The 24,446-nt window shown below is 57.9% G+C and carries 26 protein-coding genes and 2 tRNA genes; 19 read left to right on the top strand and 9 right to left on the bottom strand.

Annotated features, from left to right (window positions below; genetic code table 11):
* The first annotated feature begins 133 nt into the window (after positions 1–133).
* From cobA to dcd, 4 genes are all read left to right on the top strand, one after another.
* Complete coding sequence (gene cobA, locus NH398_RS12595; protein ID WP_253018996.1) at positions 134–952, top strand: uroporphyrinogen-III C-methyltransferase; 819 nt, start codon at positions 134–136, stop codon at positions 950–952.
* A 149-nt stretch (positions 953–1,101) separates the two neighbouring features.
* Positions 1,102–2,235, top strand: a complete 1,134-nt coding sequence (locus NH398_RS12590) for a kinesin (protein ID WP_253018832.1) — start codon at positions 1,102–1,104, stop codon at positions 2,233–2,235.
* Between the two features lie 144 nt (positions 2,236–2,379).
* The gene (apbC, locus tag NH398_RS12585; RefSeq protein WP_253018831.1) at positions 2,380–3,180 is read left to right on the top strand and encodes an iron-sulfur cluster carrier protein ApbC; all 801 of its coding nucleotides are present in this window, start codon (positions 2,380–2,382) and stop codon (positions 3,178–3,180) included.
* Between the two features lie 11 nt (positions 3,181–3,191).
* Positions 3,192–3,758, top strand: coding sequence for a dCTP deaminase (gene dcd / locus NH398_RS12580; RefSeq protein WP_044628317.1), 567 nt, complete (start codon positions 3,192–3,194; stop codon positions 3,756–3,758).
* A gap of 77 nt (positions 3,759–3,835) precedes the next feature.
* Here the strand turns inward: dcd and purN are convergent, their stop codons facing one another.
* Together purN and purM are read right to left on the bottom strand one after the other, a co-directional pair.
* Entirely contained in the window at positions 3,836–4,579 is a 744-nt protein-coding gene (purN, locus tag NH398_RS12575; protein WP_253018830.1) for a phosphoribosylglycinamide formyltransferase, read from the bottom strand.
* Positions 4,576–5,655, bottom strand: a complete 1,080-nt coding sequence (gene purM / locus NH398_RS12570) for a phosphoribosylformylglycinamidine cyclo-ligase (protein ID WP_253018829.1) — start codon at positions 5,653–5,655, stop codon at positions 4,576–4,578. Before purM ends, purN begins: the two co-directional genes overlap by 4 nt.
* A gap of 199 nt (positions 5,656–5,854) precedes the next feature.
* Between purM and NH398_RS12565 the strand changes: the two genes are divergently transcribed.
* Both NH398_RS12565 and hda read left to right on the top strand, forming a co-directional pair.
* Entirely contained in the window at positions 5,855–6,967 is a 1,113-nt protein-coding gene (locus NH398_RS12565; RefSeq protein ID WP_159341970.1) for an AI-2E family transporter, read from the top strand.
* The gene (hda, locus tag NH398_RS12560) at positions 6,964–7,668 is read left to right on the top strand and encodes a DnaA regulatory inactivator Hda (protein ID WP_253018828.1); all 705 of its coding nucleotides are present in this window, start codon (positions 6,964–6,966) and stop codon (positions 7,666–7,668) included. Before NH398_RS12565 ends, hda begins: the two co-directional genes overlap by 4 nt.
* A gap of 67 nt (positions 7,669–7,735) precedes the next feature.
* Here hda and NH398_RS12555 read toward each other — a convergent pair whose 3' ends face one another.
* Complete coding sequence (locus NH398_RS12555; RefSeq protein WP_159343734.1) at positions 7,736–8,110, bottom strand: phasin family protein; 375 nt, start codon at positions 8,108–8,110, stop codon at positions 7,736–7,738.
* 324 nt (positions 8,111–8,434) lie between these two features.
* Between NH398_RS12555 and NH398_RS12550 the strand changes: the two genes are divergently transcribed.
* Positions 8,435–9,811 (top strand): class II fumarate hydratase, encoded by a 1,377-nt coding sequence (locus tag NH398_RS12550; RefSeq protein WP_253018827.1) that lies wholly within the window; start codon positions 8,435–8,437, stop codon positions 9,809–9,811.
* 29 nt (positions 9,812–9,840) lie between these two features.
* Here the strand turns inward: NH398_RS12550 and NH398_RS12545 are convergent, their stop codons facing one another.
* Entirely contained in the window at positions 9,841–10,911 is a 1,071-nt protein-coding gene (locus NH398_RS12545) for an endonuclease/exonuclease/phosphatase family protein (protein WP_253018826.1), read from the bottom strand.
* Positions 10,912–11,090: 179 nt separating this feature from the next.
* Between NH398_RS12545 and NH398_RS12540 the strand changes: the two genes are divergently transcribed.
* Both NH398_RS12540 and NH398_RS12535 read left to right on the top strand, forming a co-directional pair.
* Positions 11,091–11,167: transfer RNA gene (locus NH398_RS12540), tRNA-Val, on the top strand.
* A gap of 21 nt (positions 11,168–11,188) precedes the next feature.
* Positions 11,189–11,265: transfer RNA gene (locus NH398_RS12535), tRNA-Val, on the top strand.
* Positions 11,266–11,318: 53 nt separating this feature from the next.
* Here NH398_RS12535 and NH398_RS12530 read toward each other — a convergent pair.
* The 4 genes from NH398_RS12530 to NH398_RS12515 form a co-directional block, all read right to left on the bottom strand.
* Positions 11,319–11,789, bottom strand: coding sequence for a GAF domain-containing protein (locus NH398_RS12530; RefSeq protein WP_253018825.1), 471 nt, complete (start codon positions 11,787–11,789; stop codon positions 11,319–11,321).
* A 72-nt stretch (positions 11,790–11,861) separates the two neighbouring features.
* Positions 11,862–12,656, bottom strand: coding sequence for a MetQ/NlpA family ABC transporter substrate-binding protein (locus NH398_RS12525; RefSeq protein WP_054640841.1), 795 nt, complete (start codon positions 12,654–12,656; stop codon positions 11,862–11,864).
* Between the two features lie 113 nt (positions 12,657–12,769).
* Entirely contained in the window at positions 12,770–13,423 is a 654-nt protein-coding gene (locus tag NH398_RS12520; RefSeq protein ID WP_159341975.1) for a methionine ABC transporter permease, read from the bottom strand.
* Complete coding sequence (locus NH398_RS12515; RefSeq protein WP_159341976.1) at positions 13,404–14,447, bottom strand: methionine ABC transporter ATP-binding protein; 1,044 nt, start codon at positions 14,445–14,447, stop codon at positions 13,404–13,406. Before NH398_RS12515 ends, NH398_RS12520 begins: the two co-directional genes overlap by 20 nt.
* 459 nt (positions 14,448–14,906) lie before the next feature.
* On the opposite strand from NH398_RS12515, the gene NH398_RS12510 reads away from it, so the two are divergent.
* From NH398_RS12510 to moaE, 10 genes are all read left to right on the top strand, one after another.
* Positions 14,907–15,536: a riboflavin synthase subunit alpha gene (locus NH398_RS12510; RefSeq protein ID WP_159341977.1), complete on the top strand. Its 630-nt coding sequence runs from the start codon at positions 14,907–14,909 to the stop codon at positions 15,534–15,536.
* A gap of 204 nt (positions 15,537–15,740) precedes the next feature.
* A complete protein-coding gene (locus tag NH398_RS12505) occupies positions 15,741–17,039 on the top strand; it encodes an NCS2 family permease (RefSeq protein ID WP_159341978.1) in 1,299 nt (432 codons plus the stop codon).
* A 34-nt stretch (positions 17,040–17,073) separates the two neighbouring features.
* Positions 17,074–17,619, top strand: coding sequence for an adenine phosphoribosyltransferase (locus NH398_RS12500; protein ID WP_139528053.1), 546 nt, complete (start codon positions 17,074–17,076; stop codon positions 17,617–17,619).
* A gap of 6 nt (positions 17,620–17,625) precedes the next feature.
* Positions 17,626–18,105, top strand: a complete 480-nt coding sequence (gpt, locus tag NH398_RS12495; protein WP_139528052.1) for a xanthine phosphoribosyltransferase — start codon at positions 17,626–17,628, stop codon at positions 18,103–18,105.
* A gap of 1 nt (position 18,106) precedes the next feature.
* Positions 18,107–18,790: a uracil-DNA glycosylase gene (gene ung, locus NH398_RS12490; protein ID WP_253018824.1), complete on the top strand. Its 684-nt coding sequence runs from the start codon at positions 18,107–18,109 to the stop codon at positions 18,788–18,790.
* 98 nt (positions 18,791–18,888) lie between these two features.
* Positions 18,889–19,518 (top strand): uracil phosphoribosyltransferase, encoded by a 630-nt coding sequence (gene upp / locus NH398_RS12485; protein ID WP_044628300.1) that lies wholly within the window; start codon positions 18,889–18,891, stop codon positions 19,516–19,518.
* Positions 19,519–19,604: 86 nt separating this feature from the next.
* Complete coding sequence (locus NH398_RS12480) at positions 19,605–20,834, top strand: uracil-xanthine permease family protein (protein WP_253018823.1); 1,230 nt, start codon at positions 19,605–19,607, stop codon at positions 20,832–20,834.
* A gap of 22 nt (positions 20,835–20,856) precedes the next feature.
* Positions 20,857–21,405: a molybdopterin-guanine dinucleotide biosynthesis protein B gene (mobB, locus tag NH398_RS12475; RefSeq protein WP_253018822.1), complete on the top strand. Its 549-nt coding sequence runs from the start codon at positions 20,857–20,859 to the stop codon at positions 21,403–21,405.
* Positions 21,406–21,423: 18 nt separating this feature from the next.
* The gene (gene moaC, locus NH398_RS12470; protein ID WP_159341982.1) at positions 21,424–22,218 is read left to right on the top strand and encodes a cyclic pyranopterin monophosphate synthase MoaC; all 795 of its coding nucleotides are present in this window, start codon (positions 21,424–21,426) and stop codon (positions 22,216–22,218) included.
* Between the two features lie 3 nt (positions 22,219–22,221).
* Positions 22,222–22,698, top strand: a complete 477-nt coding sequence (gene moaE / locus NH398_RS12465) for a molybdopterin synthase catalytic subunit MoaE (RefSeq protein ID WP_285264266.1) — start codon at positions 22,222–22,224, stop codon at positions 22,696–22,698.
* Positions 22,699–22,701: 3 nt separating this feature from the next.
* Here moaE and NH398_RS12460 read toward each other — a convergent pair whose 3' ends face one another.
* Positions 22,702–24,303 (bottom strand): ribonuclease J, encoded by a 1,602-nt coding sequence (locus NH398_RS12460; protein WP_159341983.1) that lies wholly within the window; start codon positions 24,301–24,303, stop codon positions 22,702–22,704.
* Positions 24,304–24,446: the final 143 nt, after the last annotated feature.

The following is a 24,446-nucleotide window of genomic DNA, read 5'->3' as shown; positions in this document are numbered from 1 at the left end:
GTACCGCGAAAATGGTCGATTGTGTAAAGAGTGGCCGTTTTCATTCTTTTCTGAACTATCATTAGACTTGAATTTCCCATGGGTGGTGGCTTTGGATACGCAACGATCACACACGGTTCATGCCGACGCGGGCGTGCCAGAGGAGCCTCAAGCGCCGCTTGGGCGTGTCAGCTTGATTGGCGCAGGCCCTGGCGACCCCGATCTGTTGACGCTGAAGGCTTACAAGCGACTCATCAACGCCGAAGTGGTGCTGTACGACCGCCTGGTGAGCGATGAAATTTTGGCACTGTTACCGGCCAAGACTGAGCGCTATTACGTGGGCAAGGCACGCTCTTCCCATAGCGTACCGCAGGAGGAGATCAACCAATCGCTGGTGACTTGGGCTCAGCAGGGCAAGCAGGTCATTCGCCTCAAAGGAGGTGACCCGTTCATCTTCGGACGTGGGGGGGAGGAGCTCGAAACACTGGTGGCGGCGGGTGTGCCTGTCGAAGTGATTCCCGGCATTACGGCGGCGTCTGGCTGTGCTGCTTATGCGGGCATTCCGCTGACCCACCGAGATCATGCGCAGTCGGTACGCTTCGTGACGGGGCATTTACAAGACGGGGAATTTTCGCTGGATTGGGCGACGCTGGCGCAGCCGGGGCAAACGTTGGTGTTTTACATGGGGTTGAGCAATTTGGCCTCCATTTGCGATGCTTTGATGGCCCATGGCATGACGCCCTCGACGCCGCTGGCGCTAATCGAGCAAGGCACGACACAGCAGCAGCAAACCCACGTAGGAACCCTGCACTCACTGCCCGATAGCGCTCATCGCGGCGATATCAAGCCGCCTGCGCTGTTGATTATCGGTAGTGTGGTCTCTCTTCATCAAACGCTATCGTGGTTCGAGTGCGACCGTGGCACATCGGCAGGGTTCTCGCCGGGAAAACATGCTTGGTTGACGCGGGACTAGGCAAGGGGAGCGCTTTGTCGGGTGGCGTTATGACCTGCGCTGTGTATGCTAGTAACGAACAGATTCATAAAGCGACGACCTGATCACCATCGTGCTACTTGTCACTAACGCTGCTGATGTCAGCAGCCCAGCGAAAAGAGGGACGCAGCATGTCAGAAGCTAACCACTCCGATTCGAACACGCCTGCCCACAAGCCGGACATGAAAACGCTCTTTCAGGATAACCGCGTGAAGGGTATCGCCGGGATCGCGGCGATTGCCGTGATATGGGCCATCATGGCGCAATCCAACTCAGGCACGCATCAAGAACGCGTCGAGACCTTGGAAGGCCAGTTGTCCAGTGTCGAGCAAGAGAACGCTGAATTGAGCCAGCGGCTTTCGGAAGTTGAGCAGGCGGAAGCTGACCTGACGGCGATGCGCGATGAAATGGCCTCTTTAGAGCAGCAGCAAGCGGACGCCACGGCTAGCCTCGAGTCGGCGCAGGAAGATGTCAGCAGTGTCGAAGCGCAGCTGGAAGAGCTAACGAGCCAGCGTGACAGTTTGCAGCAAGACATCGCGGCGCTGGAAGAGCAGCTGGCAAGCGCCGAGAGTGACCTGCAGACGCTACGCGAAGAGCGTGATCAGGTCGTCAGTGAGCGTGACGAGGCCCAAGCTTCTCTGCAGCAAGTAGAAGAAGCGCGTCAAAGCGCAGAAGAGGCGCGCCAGCAGGCTGAGTCCGCGCGTCAGGAAGCAGAAGAGCAGCGCCAACAAGCCGTGGAAGCGCTAGGTACCGCAGAGACCGAGCTCGGTGAGATCGAGCGCCAGGTCAGCGAGGCCAACGAGCGATTGGCCTCACTCGAGGAGGAGATCTCTGCTCAGGAGAGCGAGCTGCAATCCCTCCAGGAAGAGCGCGACAGCGTGATGAGCGAGCGTGATTCGCTGCAGTCCGAGGTGGATTCGCTGACGCAGCTACGTGAAGAGGAGCAGCAGAGCCTAGAGCAGGTGCGCACCGAAATGGACGACCTGATGGTGGCGCTGGACATTGGCCGCGATGAAGTGGCGAGTGTCGAAAACGACATTGAAGCACGGCAAGAGCAGCTCGCCCGGTTGGAAACGCAGCTAAGCGAGTGGCGCGACGAGCTGTCGACGCTCGATGAGCGCCTGCATGTCGAGAATCCTGCTTCGGGTGACGTGCCTGACCTCACGGGGGAGCAGCAGAATCAGCAAGAAAATGCGGATGCTGACAGTGGCGAAGAAGGTGAAGACGCCCAAGCGGACGAGACGAGCCAGCAGAGCAGCAACTAATCGGAGACCAGCCGTCTTTGCGTGCTGAGCTCGAGCGGATGTGGTGTTCCCACATCCGCTTTTTCTTTGCTGGTTTAGAAATAGGGCGCTGAGGAGTATCATTCACGCCATGTTCACAATCGATAACCCACGGGAGTGCCATTGATGGATGGTGTAAAGCATATTGTGGCAGTGGCATCCGGCAAGGGTGGCGTTGGTAAATCCACCGTAACCGTTAATTTGGCGCTGGCGCTATCTGCCCAGGGCTACCGCGTTGGCGTGTTGGATGCCGATATTTATGGCCCGAGCCAGGCACAAATGCTGGGTGTGGAAGAAGGCGTCCGTCCTCAGGCGGCGGCAGACAATAAGTTTCTGCCGCTGGAGGCCCACGGCATTCAAGCTATGTCGATGGCGTTCATGGTCAACACCCGCGACGCGATGGTGTGGCGTGGACCGATGGTGGTGGGAGCGTTCCAGCAGATGCTGACTCAAACCCAGTGGGATGACCTGGACTTTCTGCTGATCGATATGCCGCCGGGCACGGGGGACATCCAGCTGACGTTGGCGCAGAAGGTGCCGGTATCCGGTGCGGTGATCGTCACGACGCCGCAGGACATCGCGCTGCTGGATGCCCGCAAAGGCATCGAGATGTTCCGCAAAGTCAACGTGCCGGTGCTGGGCGTGGTAGAGAACATGAGCCTCTACCACTGTGAGAAGTGCGGCCATGAAGCCGCGATTTTCGGGACGGGCGGCGGTGATCGTATTGCACAAGAGTATGACACCCAGGTGCTGGGCCGTCTGCCGCTTACGCTGTCGATTCGCGAGCTGGCCGATTCTGGACGCCCCAGTGTCGTGTCCGAGCCAGAGAGCGCGGTCAGCCGCACCTTCGCCGAGATTGCCAGCCAGGTCGCGCAGTCCGTCAGCGCTAGCCACAGTGGCGGCCCTACGATTTCTTTTAGCGAGTGATGAAGTAACCGATGAGCATTAAATCAGACAAATGGATTCGCCGGATGGCGCAGAGCGATGCCATGATCGAGCCTTTCGAGGCAGAGCAGGTGCGCTATGTGAACGATCAGCGGGTCATCTCCTACGGCACGTCCAGCTACGGCTACGACGTGCGCTGTGCCGACGAGTTCAAGGTATTTACCAATATCCACTCGGCCATCGTGGACCCTAAAGCGTTCGACGATAAAAGTTTCGTGGATGTGAAAGGCGATGTTTGTATCATCCCGCCGAACTCGTTTGCGCTGGCGCGGACGGTGGAGTATTTCCGCATCCCGCGTAACGTACTGACCATTTGTCTGGGTAAATCCACCTACGCACGCTGCGGTATCATCGTCAACGTGACGCCGTTGGAGCCTGAGTGGGAAGGGCACGTGACGCTGGAGTTCTCCAACACCACCAACTTGCCTGCGAAAATCTATGCCCATGAAGGCGTCGCCCAGATGCTTTTCCTGGAATCCGACGAGGTGTGCGAGACCTCCTATAAAGATCGTGGGGGCAAGTACATGGGGCAACGTGGCGTAACGCTGCCGCGCACCTGAGACGTTGCTTCGCTCGTGCTACAAAAAAGCCTTGCCGCATCATTGCGGCAAGGCTTTTTAACGCCGGTATTGGCAAGTTAGGCGTCGTCGATCTCTTCATCTAGCTCTTCGGCGGCATCCGCGTGAGAAAGGCGCATGCCGTATGGTGGAAGCGGGTGGCCGTCCATCGTGGCGCCCTCGGCCGCGTACTGCAGGCGTCCTTCTAGAAACCACTGTACTGCAATCGGGAAGATCAGATGCTCACGGGCGTGAACCTTCTCTTTTAGTGTCTCCACCGTGTCATCTGCACTCACCTGAAGCTCCGCTTGCAGCACCACGGGGCCACCATCCAGCTCTTCGGTGACGAAGTGCACGCTGCAGCCGTGATGCGAAGCACCGTCGGCCAGCGCACGGGCATGAGTATTCAAGCCTTGGTACGCGGGCAGTAGCGAAGGGTGGATGTTGAGCATCCGCCCCAGGAAGCGCTGCACGAAGCGCGGGGTGAGAATTCGCATGAAGCCTGCGAGTACGATCACATCCGGCTCGTGTCGCTCGATGACTTTGATCAGCGCGCCGTCGTAGGCGTCGCGGCTATCGTACTCGCGGTGAGGGAGAACCACCGCTTCGATGCCGGCTTCATGAGCCCGCTTCAAACCATAGGCGTCGGGCTCGTTGGAGATGACCGCGACAATCTCGCCGCCTAGACGATCATGCTGCTGGGCGTCGATGAGCGCTTGGAGGTTGCTGCCACTGCCAGAGATCAGTACCACCACGCGACGGGCGCCCATGGGTTCAGGCGTCATGCCGTTGAGGGTATCGCTGCTGTAGTCGGTATTGCTCATGCTTGTGAGCTCGCTTCGCCGTGGTCGAGGACGACGGCCTCTTCCTGGCGTTGAACGATCTGGCCGATCTGGTAAACGGTCTCGCCTTGGGCTTCTAGGTGTGCTTTGGCGTTCGCGGCCTGAGTGGCGGGCACGACCACGACCATACCAATGCCGCAGTTCAGCACGCGATGCATCTCGGTCTCGTTGACGTTACCTTTCGCCTGCAGCCAGTTGAACACTTCCGGGCGCTGCCAACTGGTCAAGTCGATACGGGCTGCCAGCGTGTCTGGCAGTACGCGGGGAATGTTTTCCAGCAAGCCGCCGCCAGTAATGTGGGAAAGCGCATGAACCGGGATATCGGTGCCGCGCATCATCGATAGCAGTGACTTCACGTAAATACGCGTGGGAGCCATCAGTGCGTCACCCAGCGGCTGGCCATCGACGCTCTCTTCCAAGGACGCATTGCTGACTTCCAGAATTTTGCGGATCAGTGAATAGCCGTTGGAGTGCGGACCAGAAGACGCCAGGCCTAACAGCACGTCGCCTTCGGCGACCTTGCTACCGTCGAGAATCTCGGACTTCTCCACAACGCCCACGCAGAAGCCTGCCAAATCATAGTCGCTGCCTTCGTACATGCCGGGCATTTCAGCGGTTTCGCCACCGACCAGCGCACAGCCCGCCAGCTCGCAGCCTGTGCCGATGCCGGTCACGACGTCGGCGGCAATGTCGACATCCAGCTTGCCCGTGGCGTAGTAATCGAGAAAGAGCAGCGGCTCGGCACCGGCCACGATCAGGTCATTCACGCACATGGCTACCAGGTCGATGCCGATAGTGTCATGCTTGCCAAGGTCCATGGCCAGACGCAACTTGGTGCCGACACCGTCGGTACCTGAGACGAGAACCGGCTGTTTGTAGCCTGCGGGCAGCTCGCACAGCGCGCCGAAACCGCCAAGGCCACCCATCACTTCAGGGCGTGACGTGCGCTTGGCAACGTGCTTGATACGATCGACAAGAGCGTTGCCGGCATCGATATCGACACCTGCGTCTTTATAGCTGAGAGAGGGCGTAGCCTGGGAGGGAGAAGTCTCGGTCATGACAGGTCCTGTGAAGCCTATGCAATGCTGCAATGCGATTGTGCTGGCAAGTAGCCAGTGCCGGAGCAATAACGGGGTGCGATTGTATCACCCAGCGACGTAAGTCGCATCGATGTGACGCGTTATCAGGTGCGTGGCGGCCAACTTTTGTTACTATTCAAGCACTACCGCTGACCGTATATCCAGGAAGGAGCAGGGAATGAGACATTCATGGTGGGGAATCGCGCTGGTCGTTGCGCTGGTGGGAACGGTGTATTTTCTTGATGCCGTGCTAATGCCCTTCATTGCAGGGTTGATTTTGGCCTACCTCGCGGACCCGCTAACCGACTATTTTCAGCGTCTGGGCATGCGGCGCACCTGGGCGGTCAGCAGCGTGTTCTTGGTGTTGATGTTCGTGCTGGCGCTGAGCCTGCTGATTCTCATTCCCCTCGTGGTACAGCAGATCAAGCAACTGGGAGAGGCCCTGCCGGGCGTGCTCAACTGGGTAGAAAGTGTACTGGCTCCCCAGGTTCAGGAGTGGACCGGTTATGACCTTGCCACAGAGCTTGGCAACGTTCGCGAAACCTTGATCGAAAACTGGCGGGACGCGGGTAGTTACGTAGCGCAGGCTCTGGGCCAGATTGGTCGCTCGGGCATGGCGTTCGTCTCTTGGGTGACGTATGTCGCGCTCATTCCCGTAGTGACGTTCTATTTGCTGCTGGACTGGGATCGTATGCTCGACAACCTGGGAAACTTGGTGCCGCGCCAGTGGGCAGACGATACGTTTCGCCTAGCGCGCCGCTGCGATGAAGTGTTGGCGTCGTTTTTACGCGGCCAGCTGCTCGTCATGCTGTGCTTGGGCATCATTTATGCCGCAGGGTTGACACTGCTAGGCCTCAATTTTGGCCTGCTGATCGGCGCGCTCTCGGGGCTGGTCAGCATCGTGCCGTTTTTAGGCTTCATTGTCGGGCTAGTGATCGCGTTGGTGGTGGCACTGTTCCAGTTCGATACGTGGTGGGCGCTGTTAGGCGTTGTGGCTGTTTTTGGTTTGGGACAGGTGGCGGAGAGCGTCGTACTGCAACCCAAGCTATTAGGCGATAAGATTGGCTTGCATCCGGTGGCGGTCATCTTTGCGGTGCTCGCGGGCGGGCATCTTTTTGGCCTCACGGGCGTGCTATTGGCGCTACCGGCCGCAGCGGTGATCATGGTGCTGCTACGTGAAGTGAAAGACCGATATAAAAATAGTGCGCTCTACGACGCACACTTAGAAACCCCAGAAGCGCATACTCCGGATGATGCACGGGGTCGCGACGACAAAAGGGAGTCATCATGAGCCGATTACCGGCACAGCTGCCGCTTGGGGTGGGGCTGCGCGACGATGCCACGTTCGATAACTACTATGCGTCCCGTGCGAATGCGTCGTTGGTCGATCACCTCAGTCATCAGCTTACGCCTGGCTCAGAGCCGTTTCTTTACGTATGGGGCGCCCCGGGTAGTGGGCGCAGCCATTTATTGCAAGCGGCCTGCCATGCGGCTTCCGACCAAGACAAGCGGGCCCTCTATTTGCCGCTTGCAGACCTTGGTCACTTTCCGCCACTCATGTTGGAAGATATCGAGCGGCTCGATCTGGTGGCCATCGATGACCTGGAGTACGTCATTGGACGCAAGCGCTGGGAAGAGGCGCTATTTCATGCCTTCAACCGTTTGCGAGATGAGGGCAAAGCGCTGCTGATTGCGGCCAACAAACCGCCGCGCCATTTGGAGGTGGTACTGCCGGACTTGGCGTCACGGTTGGCCTGGGGCGTGACGTTCCATCTTCACCCGATGGACGATAATGACCGATTGGCTGCACTGAAGCTGCGTGCCAATGTGCGTGGCATGCAGCTGCCGGATGACGTGGGGCGCTATATCATGCACCGCGGGCCGCGGGAGCTGGGTGAGCTTTGCCGCGCCTTGGAAACGTTGGATCAAGCGTCGCTATCAGCAAAGCGAAAACTGACGATTCCCTTCGTCAAGTCGGCGCTCAATTGGTAAAACGCCCCTGCCAGTCAACTGGCAAGGGCGTTGGAAGACGGCTCTATTGCGCGATCTATCAGGTGCGTTAGGCGGTCTTGCTCATCTTGGTGGCAGCGGCTTGTGCCTGCTTCACGTTCTCTTCAGTCAGCTTTTGACTCTTCTGCAGGAAGTCCTGCTGTAACGACACGACTTTGTCTGCATCGCCTTTGACACGCTCTGCCAACTCTTTCGCCACTTTTTGCTGGCCTTCCATGTAGCTGCGGAGGCCGTCGGCATCTTTGACGCTCATCAGCTGGCGCATTTGCGCAATGCCGGTATCGACATAGGCTTTGTTCGCGTCTAACTGAGCGTTCATCAGTTTTTCGGAGTAATCGATGCTCAAGCTCATGTAGGCGCGGGCCGGTGCCATGAACAGATTATCGAACTGCTGGGTCATTTCGTTGGTGTTAAACGTACGCATCATCAACACTCCTGTGCCATTTGCTAAGGTCGTGGGCTGCTAAGCTGCGCCCAAGACGGTTCGTTAATCAGCGTCGGCGAGTCAAGGAATGCACCGTCACTGATGAGATATCTTGCATCGCAGCATAGCAAGCGCTTTTGTGCAGTGCAACATTGCTGGCCAATAAACCTGGTCTAGCGTTTGTGTCAATGGTGCAACGCACGGGGTTGGCAAAGCACGGGTTTACCAAAGAGAGTGGGGCCGCTAGGCTGAATTATAGAGAGAATCGTTATCAAGCAGCGGAGAGGGAGTGCCCTCCCGCCGATGACTCACCAGGAGGGTAGTATGGAAACGCGTATTGAGCGGGATAGCATGGGGGAGTTGGAGGTGCCTGCCACGGCGCTCTACGGCGCACAGACCCAGCGTGCCATCAACAACTTTCCCGTATCGGGCACGCCTGTGCCGGTGGCGTTCGTTCATGCGGTTGCTCGTATCAAGCTGGCAGCGGCGCGCAGTAATCATCAGTTAGGGTTATTGGATGCCGAGCGTGCCCAGGCGATCGAAAAAGCCGCACAAGCGGTGATCGATGGCCAGCACGACGAGCACTTTCCTATCGATGTTTTTCAGACGGGGTCGGGCACGTCCACCAATATGAACGTGAACGAGGTGTTGGCGACGCTGGCCAGCCGTGAGGGCGTTGACGTCACACCCAACGATCACGTCAATATGGGGCAATCCAGTAACGATGTAATCCCCACGGCGATCCACCTCTCCGCCGCCATTGCCGTGCATGAGTCGCTACGCCCGGCGCTAATCGAGCTCAAGGCAACGATTGATCGCCGTGCCAGTGAGCTTAGCCATATCGTCAAAACCGGCCGTACCCACTTGATGGACGCCATGCCGCTCCGTATGGACCAAGAGCTAGGCGCGTGGTCCAGTCAGGTGGGGCAAGCCATCGAACGATTCGACAGTGCCATGACGCGGCTATGCCGCCTCGCCCAAGGCGGTACCGCCGTGGGCACAGGCATCAATGCGCCGCCAGAGTTTGCCGACTTGATGGCCAACGATCTAAGCCAGCAAACGGGCCTCTCCTTTGCGCCTAACGACAGCTTCTTTGCTAGCTTGGCGTCGCAGGATGCCGCGGTAGAACTATCTGGTCAGTTGAAGGGGTTGGCATGTGTCGTCATGAAGATTGCCAACGACCTGCGCTGGATGAACTCGGGCCCGCTGGCGGGGTTGGGGGAAATCGAACTGGAGGCGCTGCAGCCGGGCAGCTCGATCATGCCGGGTAAGGTCAATCCCGTCATCCCCGAGTCGGCGGCGCAAGCGGCCGCTCAAGTGATTGGCTTGGATGCTGCCATCACGGTGGCCGGGCAAAGCGGCAATTTCCAGCTCAATGTCATGTTGCCCCTCGTGGCCTCGAACCTGCTCACCTCAATCACTTTGATGAGCAGTACCGCCAAGCTGCTGGGCGAGCGTGCCATCGCCACCTTCAAAGTCCGTGAAGACAATCTGCAAGGCCCGCTAGCGCGCAATCCTATTCTCGTCACCGCACTCAATAGCGTGATTGGCTACAACGCCGCCGCAGCGATTGCCAAAAAGGCCTACCAAGCGGGCCGACCAATCATTGATGTGGCGGAAGAAGAGACCGAGCTGGACCGAGCGACCTTGGAGCGGCTGCTCGATCCCACGGTATTGACGAAGGGCGGCGTCCCAGAGTAACGGGGCGCCTCGATGCACGGGCAAAATGGCTACGTTTCTTGACGTTCCGTTTTGCCTTTTTGAATGGTTTCGCTGGCTTCTTGGCGTTCCTCTTGGCTCGCCTCTGGGTTGTCGTGCTCATCTTGACGGGAGGGGCGATAGCAGAGCGTCGCGAGGATCGGGAAGTGGTCGGAGCCGAAGGCGTCCAGGCGCTGCATGCTGTCCAGCGTAAAGTGTTCGCTCACGAATACGTGATCCAGTGGCCAGCGCAGAAACGGATAATTTGCATGAAACGTACTAAACATACCGCGCCCGCGGCGAGGGTCGAGCATGCCGCTGATACGGCAAAATCGACGCGTGGTGCGTGACCAGGCGACATCGTTGAGGTCACCTGCGACGAGCGTGGCCGATGGGTTTTGATGGATCTCTTTACCCACCAAGAGCAGTTCGGCGTCTCGCCATAGCGATTTTTCGCTTTCACTGGGAGCCGGGGGGCGAGGGTGCAACGCGTGTAGGCGAATATTGTCGCCGCTTGCCAGAGTGACATAGGTGTGGATGGAGGGAATGTCATCCTGGATCAACCATTTTACTTCCGTCTCACTGAGCGTAAGTCGAGAGTACAGATGCATGCCGTAGAGGTTATCGAGTGGGATTTTTACATTGTGCGGCCAGCGGTCCGCAAGGGCCTGATCGAGCTGATCTTGCCACCACTGGTCGGACTCTAACGTGATCACGATGTCGGGCTGGTGCTGATCTATCATGGCCAGCAGCGTGTCTGCCTTGCGATTGGGGGTAAGTACGTTGGCAATCAGCAGCGTGATTTTTTGGTCGTCTGGCGCGTCGTGAGACGATTGCACTTGTACGGGCCACAGCCGTGTCCAGGGAAGAACGTAGCGCAGCTGAAGTATGCAGGTGAGTAGCGCAAGCCCTATCGTCGCTGTTTGCCATCCGCTGGGTTCCAAAAGCAGTATGCCAACGGCGGCGCAGAGCCCCGCAAGTACCGCAATTTGCAGGCGGGGAAACTCAAAACTGCGTACCCACCACCAGCGGAGTCTTACCCGCGCGATGAGCGTTGATAGTAATAACAAACCGGCGACGCATCCCAGCAAAGGCCCTAGCAAAACTTACCTCCTTATCCGCAAGCGATTATGATTAATCTATGTGCAGCTTAGCCGTTAGCTTTGATAAGTGTCGATGTAATTTGCGGTAGCGGGCAGAGGAAGGCGCTAATGTAGCGGAAGACGCAAAAATGACTTGCAATTCAGCCATGAAGCCGTAGAATACGCATCCGTTGCACAGCAGGACCATAGCTCAGTTGGTTAGAGCGCCACGTTGACATCGTGGAGGTCGGCGGTTCAAATCCGCCTGGTCCTACCAAGTTTGTTGGTGTACATGTTTAGGACCATAGCTCAGTTGGTTAGAGCGCCACGTTGACATCGTGGAGGTCGGCGGTTCAAATCCGCCTGGTCCTACCAGATTCTAAAAAGCCCCGCTCATTGAGCGGGGCTTTTTGTTGTTTAATGCGCCATCAAACGAAGCGGGGAAGGTCTGTTTGCCGCACGAAAGTGGCCACCAGCGCCTCGATGCCAGCCTGGTCTGCTTGGCTAAAGCGCGCGTGCTGGGGGCTGTCGATATCCAGAACGCCCCATACGAAACCGTCGTGTACGATGGGGACGACCAGCTCGGAACGTGAATCGGCGTCGCAAGCGATGTGGTCAGCCACCGCGTGAACGTCATCGACCCGTTGCGTTGCCTGTTCACGGGCCGCAGCCCCACAAACGCCTTTGCTAAAAGGGATGGGGTGGCAGGCGGGTTTGCCCTGGAATGGCCCAAGGCACAGTAGCTGCGGTTCGCGCTGCAAATAAAAGCCAACCCAGTTCAGCGCTTCTAGCGTTTGCTGAATGAAGGCGCAGGTTTGGGCGCTGTTGGTCAGCCAGTCGCGTGTGTCTAGCAAGGCCTCTAGCTGGCGGTTGAGCAGGGTGTAATCGGTGGTCGACATACCATCTCCTTGGTGAAACGCATCAGGCCAGCCTTTCGGCTGGCCTGATAATGAATGACGAACGGATGAGAGTTACTCGTCGGTCCAGCCCGGTACCGCCGCGCCTTTGAACAGCTCGTCGGCTTTCTCGATCACTTCGTCACGCTGATAAGCGTCGACCAACTGGCGAATCTCTTCGCGATCTTCATCGCCACCGCGAACTGCGATCAGGTTGACGTAGGGAGACTCAGGGCCTTCCTTGATCAGCGCATCGTCCAGGCTCAGGCCAGCCGGTTGGGCGAAAGTGTTGTTGATGAAGGCCATGTCTACGTCAGGCAGTACGCGGGGCAGCTGCGCCGCTTCGATTTCACGGAAGCGGAAGCCGCGCGGGTTTTCTGCGATATCGATCGGCGTGGCTTCCAGGAACGTCGGATCGTTGAGCGTGATCAGGCCTTCGTTGTGCATTAGGATGAGCGCACGCCCTTCGTTGGAGGGGTCGTTGGGCAGAGCGATTTGTGCGCCGTCCGGCAGCTCATCGATGCTATCGTACTTCTCGGAATACGCGCCGATGGGGTAAACGAAGGTGTAGCCAGCAATGGCGAAGTCGTAGCCACGGTCATTGACCATCGCCTGCATATAGGGCTCGTGCTGGTAGGCGTTGGCATCCAAGCTGCCATCGGCCAGCGCTGCGTTCGGTGTGACGTAGTCGGTGAACTCAATGATTTCGACGTTCAGGTCGTATTCTTCTTTGGCAATGCGCGCGGCCACTTCCATGACTTCGGTTTCGGGGCCCGCGACGGTGCCCATTTTGATGGTACGGGTTTCCGCATTGGCCACGTTGATGGCCAGAGCCAGTGCGGTCAGGCTGCCGATAATGACTTTTTGCATGGCGTTACTCCAGTGTCGTTGTGCATCGTGTTGCAATAATGCGGGAATAAGAAACGCAAGTCTAATGCGTTTTTGTTATATTTAGCTATGCCCATGACAAAGGCTGGCTATGACTATTTGCGGTCGCTTTTGCGCACCAAGTAGTCGCCCAGGCTTTGAAACCCCTGTACCAGTACGACCAGGATCACCACGGTGATCAGCATGATCGTGGGGTTGAAACGGTTGTAGCCGTAGCGAATACCCAGGTCGCCCAGTCCGCCACCGCCTACGGCGCCCGCCATGGCCGAATAGCTCACTAGGGTGACGAGCGTAATGGTGAGGCCCGTAATGATGCCGCCGCGCGCTTCAGGAATCAGCACCTTGGTAATGATTTGCCAGGGTGTCGCCCCCATGGATTGTGCAGATTCGATCAGCCCTGGCGAGATCTCGTTCAGTGCGCCCTCGATAAGGCGTGCCACGAATGGAATCGCAGCAATCGTCAGCGGGACCGACGCAGCGTTGATGCCGATGGAGGTCCCGACCAGCATGCGGGTGAATGGGATAATGGCGACCATCAAAATGATGAACGGAATCGAACGCCCGATATTGGTGATGATGCCCAGTGCCTGGTTGAGGACGGGCATCGCCATGATTTGCCGCGGGCGGGTCACGTAAAGCATCACGCCCAGGGGGAGTCCCAGTAGGGTGGCGATCACGCCCGACACGGCCACCATATAAAGGGTATCCAGCGTGGCCTGTAAAATGAGATCAAACATTGCGCTGGACATGACCAAGTACCTCCACCTGTAGTTGATGCGCTTCTAGATAGGACATGGCTTGCTGGGTTTGCTCGTGGCTGCCCAGCAGCTCGGCAATCATCAGGCCCAGCGTGCGGTCTTGAATGGACTCGACTTTGGCTTGCAGGATGCTGACATCCACGCTGCACTCCCGCGCAAGACGAGAGATGAGCGGCGTGGAGACGGCGTCGCCCGAAAACGTCAGTCGCACCACCGGGTGCGTATGTTCACTGGGGCTCTCTTGCAGACGCTCCAGTAGCTCTTTCGGGGGGCTGAGCTGTAAGAAGTCGTTCAAAAAGTCGCGGCCAAGCTGCGTTGCGGGCGCGGTAAAGAAGTCGCCCACTTCCGCGTCTTCCACCAGCTTACCGTCAGAAATCAAGCTGACCCGATGGCAGATCGATTTCACCACTTCCATTTCGTGGGTAATGAGCAAAATGGTAATGCCCAATTGGTGGTTGATGTCCCGCAGCAGCTCAAGGATTGAGCTGGTCGTCTGTGGGTCCAGTGCCGAGGTCGCTTCGTCGCATAGCAGCACGTTGGGTTTGCTGGCAAGGGCGCGGGCAATGGCGACACGCTGTTTCTGGCCGCCGGAGAGCTGAGCGGGATACTGCTTCGCTTTATCGGCGAGGCCGACCATCTCTAGCAGTGGCAGTACGCGGTTTTTGATTGCGCTGCGCTTTTCACCCATGAGTTCCAGGGGGAGGGCGACATTGTCAAAAACAGTCCGCGTGGTAAGCAGGTTGAAGTGTTGAAAAATCATACCGATACGGTGACGAGCTTGGTTGAGCTCGTTGCGGCCAAGCTCGGTCATTTCCTGCCCGTCCACAACGACGCTGCCGCTCGTAGGGCGCTCGAGCAGATTGACGCAACGGATGAGGGTGGATTTCCCCGCGCCTGAGAGGCCGATGACCCCGTGGATGGTGCCTTTGGGGATCGTTAAATTGACATTTTGAAGGGCGTGAACGGCACTGTCGCCGTTGCCATAGGTTTTACTAACGTTGCTAAGTTCAATCATAGCGTCTGCCTTAATGGTAGGCCGAAGACGGAGTGCGAGGGGGCAAGCGTAGGGCGGGGAACAAAAAAAGGCCACCCTTGCGGGTGGCCATCAACGCTGGACACACCCTTTTAGCTGCACTTCACCCCGCCAAAGGCCAGGTGGACGCCCGCAATCTGGGTACAAATCGGCGTCATTACATTTGCGGCGAAAGTCTAAAGAGCGGCCGGGGTGTTGTCAACGAAAACCGTTCTATTTCATGTTTTTAAGTTGTTAAACAGGGTGATTTACTTTTTAAGTGCTTTTATTTGGTGGTTATTGCTGTTGGCGGCGGGTTTGGCTGGGTGTTGGTAGCAAAAAACCATGATCGATCACGCGGGGTTGCCGACTGGCTGCACAAGGTTGGGTCATTAGTAGTAAGCTTGCGCAAGTTTTTATGGCCTACGCCACCCTGTTCACCTGTTTTGAAAGGAAGGGATCATGTTTACGGGTATCGTTCAAGGTACTGCTGAGGTTGTCGAAGTGCGCGAGCTAGAGGAGTTTCGCACGCATGTGGTGGCCTTGCCAGAGAGTCTGCGTAGCGGACTGGAGATTGGCGCGTCCGTCGCGCATAACGGCGTGTGCTTGACGGTGACGGCCATCGAGGGCGAGCGTGTCAGTTTCGACCTGATGCGAGAAACGCTCCGGCTGACCAATCTTGGTGCAATTACGCCAGGGCAATGCGTCAACATAGAGCGTGCGGCCCGCTTCGGGGACGAGATCGGTGGGCACTCCATGTCCGGTCACATCATTTGTATGGCGCAGGTAGTCGCCATCGAGGAGGCGCCCAATAATCGCCGTCTCTGGTTCGCGCTACCCGAAAAAGCCGCCAAGTTCGTATTTGAAAAAGGCTACATTGGCGTTGATGGGATTAGTCTCACCGTGGGTGACGTGCGTCCTTCGGCGGATGGGGCAGGGGCCGAGTTCAGTGTTAACCTGATTCCCGAGACGCTGTCCCGTACGGTATTGGGTAGTCGCTTAATGGGCGACTGGGTCAATATCGAGATCGATCCGCAAACACAGGTCATCGTGGAGACGGTAGAGCGGGTGTTGGCGAGCCGGTCCATGTAGCCATGTGACGGTATCGTTTTGGGTTTTTGTTGACCGATCGGTTAGCTGATGGCCTAAAGTTTGCTAAACAGTAGGTGAGGGGACGTGCCCTCGATCAACGGCTGCACGTGAGGCACTCGCATCACGCGGTGCCTTTCGGTAGTATGTGCGGCTTTTCTCGCACCAAGGGACGCATTCGGCGTAAGCGCGAAGGATAAAAACTACATGAAATTTCTGGACAACTACTTCAAGCTCACAGAGCAGAAGACCAACGTCAAGACGGAAGTGATCGCTGGGGTCACGACGTTCTTAACCATGGCCTACATCATCTTCGTCAATCCGAGCATCCTCTCGGAAGCGGGAATGGATTACGGCGCTGTCTTTGTTGCCACCTGCGTGGCTGCGGCCATTGGCTGTTTCGTCATGGGGCTATGGGCGAACTATCCTATTGCACAAGCACCCGGCATGGGGCTGAACGCCTTCTTTACCTATGGCGTCGTGCTGGGCATGGGCTATACCTGGGAAGCGGCGCTAGGGGCCGTCTTCTTCTCCGGTTTGACGTTCTTCTTGCTGAGTATTTTCAAAATCCGCGAATGGATCATTAACTCCATTCCGCTTTCGCTGCGTTTGGGTATTGCTGCAGGGATCGGCCTGTTTCTGGCGATGATTGCTTTGAAAAACGCAGGCATCGTGGTCGCTAACCCGGCAACGTTCGTTTCTCTTGGAGACTTGTCCGAGCCAGCTCCTCTTTATGCACTGCTGGGCTTCTTCGTGATCACGGCCTTGGCCTACCTGCGCGTGACTGGCGCAGTCATGATCGGCATTATCGGGGTGACCGTCTTGGCCATGGTGCTGGGGCATAACCAGTACGGTGGCATCATGTCCATGCCGCCCTCCATTGCGCCAACTTTTATGGCCATGGATCTGATGGGCGCGCTGGACGTGGCCATGCTCAGCGTCATCTTCGCCTTCCTGTTCGTCGACCTGTTCGATACGTCCGGCACGCTGGTAGGGGTGGCCCACCGAGGCAAGCTGCTGGACGAAGATGGCAAGCTGCCGCGCATTGGTCGCGCCATGATGGCCGATAGTACGGCGTCGATGGCCGGTGCCGCGCTGGGTACCTCCACCACCACCAGCTATATTGAATCCACGGCGGGCATCGTTTCCGGTGGGCGCACGGGGCTGACGGCAGTCGTGGTTGGCGTGCTGTTCTTGATCAGCCTGTTTTTCGCGCCGCTGGCAGGCTCTATCCCTGCCTATGCGACCGCCGGTGCACTTCTCTATGTCGCTGTATTGATGGCGGGAAGTTTGGCGCATGCGAATTGGGAAGATCCCACCGACGCTGCCCCGGTTCTCATTGCGGCGATCGCCATGCCGCTGACTTTCTCCATTGCGGAAGGCATCGCCCTGGGCTTCATCAGCTACGTTGCGATCAAAACGCTGTCGGGCCGCTTTGCGGACCTCAACCCGGCGGTAGTGGTGTTAGCGCTGCTATTTGCAGCAAAGTTTCTATTCATGGGTTAACCACCCAATCTTCGACTAATCAATGAGAGACGCGATGAGCATCTACGGCGATTACATTAAGTCCGTTATTCGCACGGTTCCTGACTGGCCAGAGCAGGGGGTGAATTTCCGTGACATTACTCCCTTGCTGCAAAACAGCGCTGCCTTTCGTAAGCTGATCGACAGTTTCGTGCACCGCTACCAGGAAATGAATCTGGATGCCATCGCGGCCATCGATGCCCGTGGCTTTATCATCGGCGCACCGTTGGCGTACGAGCTGGGCTGCAGCTTCGTTCCCGTGCGTAAGAAGGGCAAGCTGCCGTTCAAAACCATCAGCGAAACCTACACGCTGGAGTACGGTCATTCGGAAGTCGAGCTTCATGCCGATGCGTTCCAGGAAGGTGATCGGATTTTGCTCATGGATGATCTGATCGCCACGGGCGGCACGATGCTGGCAGCGGCCAACCTGATTCAGCGCTGCGGTGGTCACGTCGTCGAGACAGCAACGATCATCGATCTGCCTGAACTGGGTGGTTCTCAGAAAATTCGCGATGCGGGTTACAGCGTATTCGCGGTCTGTTCCTTCAACGAAGACGAGTAACGTCCCATGAGCAGCGAACGCTATCATCAACACTTCACCGTTTCTTGGGACCAAATTCATCGCGACGTGCGCCAGCTGTGCCACCTGCTTATCGAGCGGGATTTCAAAGGCATCGTGGCGATTACCCGTGGCGGCCTGATTCCGGCGGCCCTGATTGCCCGCGAGCTGAACATTCGCCTGATCGACACCGTGTGCATCAAAAGCTATGACCACATGGAGCAAGGCGGCTTGGACATCATGAAAGGCGTCGACCACGATGGTGATGGCTGGCTGTTGGTCGACGATCTCGTCGATACCGGCAAAACGGCCCGTGCCGTGCGTGAAATGCTGCCTAAAGCACATTTTGTCACGATCTACGCCAAACCAGAGGGGCGTCCTTTGGTGGATCAATACCTGACCGAAGTGGCTCAGCAATGCTGGATCCAGTTCCCTTGGGATATGGGCATAGCTTACGTCGAGCCACTCGCCGATCAAATGAAGAAGTAATATGGCTAACCCGCTACCCGATGATTGGAGCCAGTGGCTAGGGCAAGAGTTTCAGGCGGAGTACATGTCCGCCCTGAAGGCGTTTTTGGCCGATGAAAAAGCGGCCAAGAAAGTTATCTACCCGCACTCGTCGAACTGGTTTCGTGCTTTCGAGCTTACGCCTCTCGCTTCGGTGAAAGTGGTGATTCTGGGGCAAGACCCCTATCACGGGCCTAAGCAAGCGCACGGGCTCTGCTTTTCGGTACAGCCGGGGGTGCCGGTGCCCCCGTCGCTCGTCAACATTTATAAGGAGTTGGCGAGCGACGTGGGTTTTACGCCGGTGCGTCACGGCTTTTTGGAGTCGTGGGCCAAGCAAGGGGTGCTGCTATTGAACACGGCGCTGACGGTAGAGCAGGGCAATGCCGCGTCGCATCGTGGTAAAGGGTGGGAGCATTTCACCGATCGGGCCATTGAGACCGTAAGCCGACACGCCGAACCTAGTGTGTTTCTTCTGTGGGGTAGCCATGCGCGTCAAAAGAAGTCGCTGATCGATACTTCTCGCCATTTGGTGTTGGAGTCGCCACACCCCTCGCCGCTATCGGCTCACCGCGGTTTTTTTGGCAATCGTCACTTTTCCAAGGCGAACCAGTTCTTGGAAGCACAGGGGCGTGCACCAATTGCGTGGCAATTACCGGAAACCCCTTAACCTGATGGTCAGTTGCGGGTAGAATGGCGCGCAATTTTGTAAGCATGTCGATGGCGGCCTATGTCGCCATCCTGAATCCCCTGCAGTGAGGAAGTCCCATGAGTGTCTACGCCATTAACCATCCGCTTGTTCAACATAAGCTGGGACTGATGCGCGAAGCTGATTTGAGCACCAAGAGCTTTCGTGAACTGGCAGGTGAAGTGGCTAAGCTTCTGACCTACGAAGCCACCAAAGGTCTGGAGCTTGAGGATCATGAGATTCAAGGCTGGAACGGCGAGCCCATTGCGACGCGTCGTCTGAAAGGTAAGAAGGTCACCATCGTCCCGATTCTGCGTGCAGGCTTGGGCATGCTCGAAGGCGTGACGGATTTGATTCCCAGCGCGCGCGTGAGCGTCGTCGGCTTGTACCGCGACGAAGAGACACTGCAGCCGGTGCCGTATTTTGCGAAGTTCGCCAACGACATCGAAGAGCGGATGGCGATCGTGATAGACCCGATGCTGGCGACCGGCGGTTCCATGGTGGCCACGTTGGACATGCTGCGTGAGCGCGGCTGTGAGCATATGAAAGTCATCGTTTTGGTGGCTGCCCCTGAAGGGATTAAACGGGTGCAAGATGCTTATCCTGATGTAGAAATCTACACCGCGTCGGTGGATGACCGACTCGATGAGAACGGCTACATCGTCCCCGGCTTGGGAGATGCCGGCGATAAGATTTTCGGAACGCGTTAAGCGCTCCGCCTCTAAAGGCCCCTTACGCATCGCGTTGGGGGCATTTTTTTGCCTCCGTGATGAATAACAGACCCAGGAGTGGTGTGATGACAACGAGTGCGAGACAAGAGTCTTGGCCAAAAATGCTGCTGACCGGCGCGCAGATGCTATTCGTCGCCTTCGGTGCGCTGGTGCTGGTGCCTCTATTGACCGGGCTAGATCCCAGCGTTGCGCTCTTTACCGCCGGGCTAGGTACGCTGGTGTTCCATGGTGTGACCAAGCAGAGCGTGCCGGTCTTTTTGGCCTCATCGTTTGCCTTCATTGCCCCGATACAGGGTTCCATTGCCAGCTTTGGCGTGTCGGCCACCTTGGGTGGATTGATGGCAGCAGGCCTGGTGTATGTGGCGATTTCCCAGGCGGTGCGGTTGAAAGGCACTGCTTGGCTGCATCGCTTGCTGCCTGCCGTGGTGGTTGGTCCCGTTATCATGGTGATCGGCTTAGCCCTCGCGCCGGTTGCCGTCAGCATGGCCACCGGGGAAACCAGTGACCAGATTGGCTACGGTCAGGCGATTTTTCTTTCCATGGCGAGCCTGCTGGTCACTCTAGTGCTAGCGGTGTTTGGGCGCGGCATTCTGCGCCTGGTGCCTATCATGGGGGGCATCGCGACAGGCTATGCCCTGGCACTCATCATGGGAGTGATCGACTTCACGCCGGTGCGGGAGGCTGCCTGGCTCTCGTTACCCAATTTTACGGCCCCTAGTTTTCATTGGGCGGCCATTCTCTTCATGATTCCTGTAGCGATTGCACCCGCCGTCGAGCACATTGGGGACATGGTGGCCATTGGTTCGGTCACGCGCACCAACTACCTGGAAAAGCCCGGCTTGCACCGAACGCTACTGGGCGACGGTTTGGCCACCACGGTTGCGGCGCTATTTGGCGGGCCGCCCAACACGACTTACTCGGAAGTGACCGGCGCCGTGACGCTGACCAAAGCGTTCAATCCCGCCTACATGATGGTAGCGGCGGTCATCGCGATCGTGCTGGCGTTCGTGGGTAAGCTAGGGGCGCTGCTGCAAACCATTCCTGGCCCGGTCATGGGGGGCATCATGACGCTGCTGTTTGGTTCGATTGCCGTGGTGGGAATGAACACCCTGGTGCGCGCGGGGCAGTCGTTGACGGCGCCGCGTAACTTGGTGGTGGTGTCGCTGATCTTGGTGTTCGGGATTGGCGGCATGCAGTTTGGCGGTGGGCAGTTCACGCTCCAGGGTGTCAGCTTGGCGGCGCTGGTGGGCATTGCGTTAAACTGGCTGTTGCCTGCTGAAAAAGAGGGTGAATGACCCGTGGCGCTAATGGTGAATTATGAGTGATACCCTACACTGCCCGTTTCCCGTATTGGGGGTGGCAGCCTGGAGCGGAACCGGCAAAACCACGCTGCTAGAGAAGCTTTTACCTAAGCTGCGTGAACAGGGCCTTTCGGTGGCGGTGATCAAACACGCCCATCACCAGTTCGATGTGGATCGGCCCGGGAAAGATAGCTACAAATTGCGCAGTGCTGGCGCAGCGCCCATGCTGATTGCATCGCGCCAGCGTTTTGCGCTCATGCAGGAAACGCCCGGGCAAGAGGAGCCCGATCTTGCCTACCTGTTGACGTTGATGGCCCCCCACGCGCCTGATTTGGTGATAGTGGAAGGGTTCAAGGCTTGGCCCATTCCCAAACTGGTGCTCTACCGCGACGGTATCGGTGATCCGGCGATTTTGTCCGATCCGTGGGCCCAGGCCGTCGCGCTGAGCGGTGAGCCGCCCGTGGCGCTGGCGCCCTCCGTTACGCGCTTGAATTTGAATCAACATGAAGAGATTGCTCGCTGGGTAAGCGAGTGGGTCGACCAACAACGCCGCTCTTTGGCTTGATGATGAAAAGGTGACACCATGCAGTTAACCCACCTGAATGCGCACGGCGAAGCAAATATGGTTGACGTCGGCGATAAGCAAGAAACCCGTCGAGAGGCGGTCGCCTCCGGGCGTATCGTCATGCAGCCCGCCACCTTGAAGTTGCTGAGTGATGGGGCGCTGCCCAAAGGTGATGTGCTGGCCACGGCGCGCATCGCCGGTATCCAAGCAGCCAAGCGAACCCATGAGCTCATTCCACTTTGCCACTCGCTGGCGCTATCCAAAGTGGCGGTAGCGTTCGATATCGACCATGACCAAGGGTGTGTGAACGTGTCGGCCATGTGCCGCTTGAACGGCCGCACTGGCGTCGAAATGGAAGCGCTGACCGCGGTGTCGGTCGCATGTTTGACGCTATATGACATGTGTAAAGCGGTCGACAAAGAGATGCGTATCGAGGCAATACAGCTGGATAGCAAGCAGGGCGGTCAGCGCGGAGATTACCGCCGGGAAATGACCGCGCCCATCGTCACCGGTGAAGGGGCTGCGGGCGAGGTGAGTCTCGGCGAGCGCTGCGCCTCCCCGTGTGTGCGGGTCAAGTTTCTGGCCGAACTGCGTGAGCGTATCGGTGAGAGCGATCTGGCCATTGGCTTGGACAAGCTGCCAAGTCGCGATGTCGCTGGCTTGAAAGCGGCGCTCAGCGCTCAAGACACGCGTTTTGCCGTACTTGCCGATCAGCGGACGCTATGTGCCATCAACCAGGTAATGGCTAATGACAGCGCACGCATTACCGATGAAGACGAAGTGGCCTTTTTTCCGCCGGTCACCGGAGGCTAAGCCGTGTCCGTTCACGAACCGACAGCGCCAGACATTGCGGTAGCGGTACAGCCCGCGCCATTTTCCATGGATTATGGCTATGAAAGTGCGTTGCGCCAGCGTACTGATATTGGCGCGATCGTTACCTTTACCGGGTTAGTGCGAGATTTCAACGAAACGCCTGACGTCACCGGCTTGACCCTGGAACACTACCCAGGCATGACCGAGCGCACCTTGACACAGATTGCCGAGCAAGCTTGGCAGCGCTGGTCACTGCAAGCGGTGCGGGTCATTCACCGGGTGGGTGATTTGTCCCCTGGGGATCCCATCGTGCGGGTACTGGTCGCCAGCGCGCACCGCCGTGATGCGTTCGAGGCGTGTGATTTCATCATGGATTATTTGAAAACGCAGGCACCCTTTTGGAAGAAAGAGCACTCTAAACAGGGAGCTTACTGGGTGAAAGAGCGCGACACCGACCAGCAGGATGCTGCTCGGTGGTAGTACTCAAGGCTCGTCGTTCAGCTCTTCGATGGTCGGCATTTCGGCGGCCATGATCTGCAGGTGCACGTCCGGCATATGCTGTAAGTGGTTCGCTAGCCAGTGCACCAGCCTTGGCTGAAGCGCATGACGCAAATCGGCCAACGTATCTGCCGGGATCTCGTCGAGCTGGTCATCCAGCCACTCGCTAAAGCTATCTTCGTCCATGGGGCTGGCGCCGCTGGCATCTAGCATCAAGCGCCCGATCCGGCACCAGCCGGTCTCTGTGGCAGCGACCGGCAGAGCCAGAAAGAGGCTGCCCCGGCGGGAAGAGGGCTGGCCAATATCCAAGCCGGGGTGGGGCACCACGCTATTTTGGTTGACGATGCAAGGGGGCTGCGGATAGCGCGTCTCGCAGCGCAATCCCTGGTGGTCGAGCACGAGCATGTCACCATTTACCGGTGCCAGCGGTGCTTGAATACCTAGCTCTTCGGCCAGCGCCTGATGCGCCGCTTGGTGGCGAGCCTCGCCGTGCACCGGCAGTAGCATTTTGGGTCTGACCCACTGATAGAGCTTTTTGAGCTCTTCCTGAGCGGGGTGGCCGGTGGCGTGAAGCTCGGGATGATTCGTTTCATCGAAGAGCGTGACATCGAGTTGCAACAAACGTTTTTTAAGCTGCTCAATGGGGCGCTCATTGCCCGGAATGGCTTTGGCAGAAAAAATGACGCTATCGCCTGGCTCCAAGTCGACGAACGGGTGGCGCCGCTGGGCCAAACGCTGTAAAGCGGCGCGAGGTTCGCCCTGGCTGCCGGTGGCAATGATCACGACCTCTTCGGGGGGGAGGTAGCCAAGGTCGTGGGCGGGCACTAGGGGCGGAAAGTCGTCCAAGTAGCCAAGGCCTCGGGCCACGCTGACCATGCGCTCCATCGAGCGGCCCATCAGGCTAACCCTGCGGCCACATGCCTGGGCCGCTAAGCCGATGGCCAACACCCGCGCCAAATTACTGGCAAAGCAGGACACCACCACGCGGCCTTTGCAGGCTTTTAGTGTGGTGGCCAGTGCCTTGGCGACGTCTCCTTCGCTCGCCGACTGTCCCGGCATGGGGGCATTGGTAGAGTCACCCACCACTAGATCCACCGGCGCCAAGGCCCGAAACTGTGCCGCACTGACCGGCGCACCGATGAGCGGCGTTGGATCGAGTTTCCAGTCTCCCGTGTGCAGGATGCGGTAATCTCCCGCTTGCATCATGATGGCGCAGCTTTCGGGGATGGAGTGGGTAACGCTGAGATAGCGAAGTGTGAATGGACCGCTCTCCACCGCGTCCCCTGGTTCGATGATCTGAATCGCTGCGCTACTGAGCTGGTGTTCGGCAAACTTGTAGCGAAGTAGTCCCGCCGCCAGTGGCGTGGCAAAGATCGGGCAGCCCCATTTAGGCCACAGCCACGCTACGGCACCGATATGGTCTTCATGGCCGTGCGTAATGAACAGCGCCTTAGGTACGATCTTGAGCGCTTCCAAGGTATCCGTGTTGGGTACTTGAAGCGGGGAGTTCGGCAGGTCTTGGCGAATCATCATGCCGCAATCGACGGCGATCCACTGATCGTCGTATCCATACAGCGTGAGGTTCATTCCAATTTCGCCACAGCCACCTAGCGGCAGTAGGCGCAGAGGCGGGCGGCGACGGGGACGAAGTTGAACGCGTGATGGATGCATCAGTTATGAAAAGCCTAGAAAGTAATACCTTAACTATACGGGATGCGGGGGGCGGGTAA

The sequence above is a fragment of the Halomonas sp. CnH100-B genome (assembly GCF_024124605.1).
Classification (GTDB): domain Bacteria; phylum Pseudomonadota; class Gammaproteobacteria; order Pseudomonadales; family Halomonadaceae; genus Vreelandella.
The sequence above is the reverse complement of the archived record's forward strand: the minus strand, read 5'-3'. Positions and strand labels throughout refer to the sequence as shown.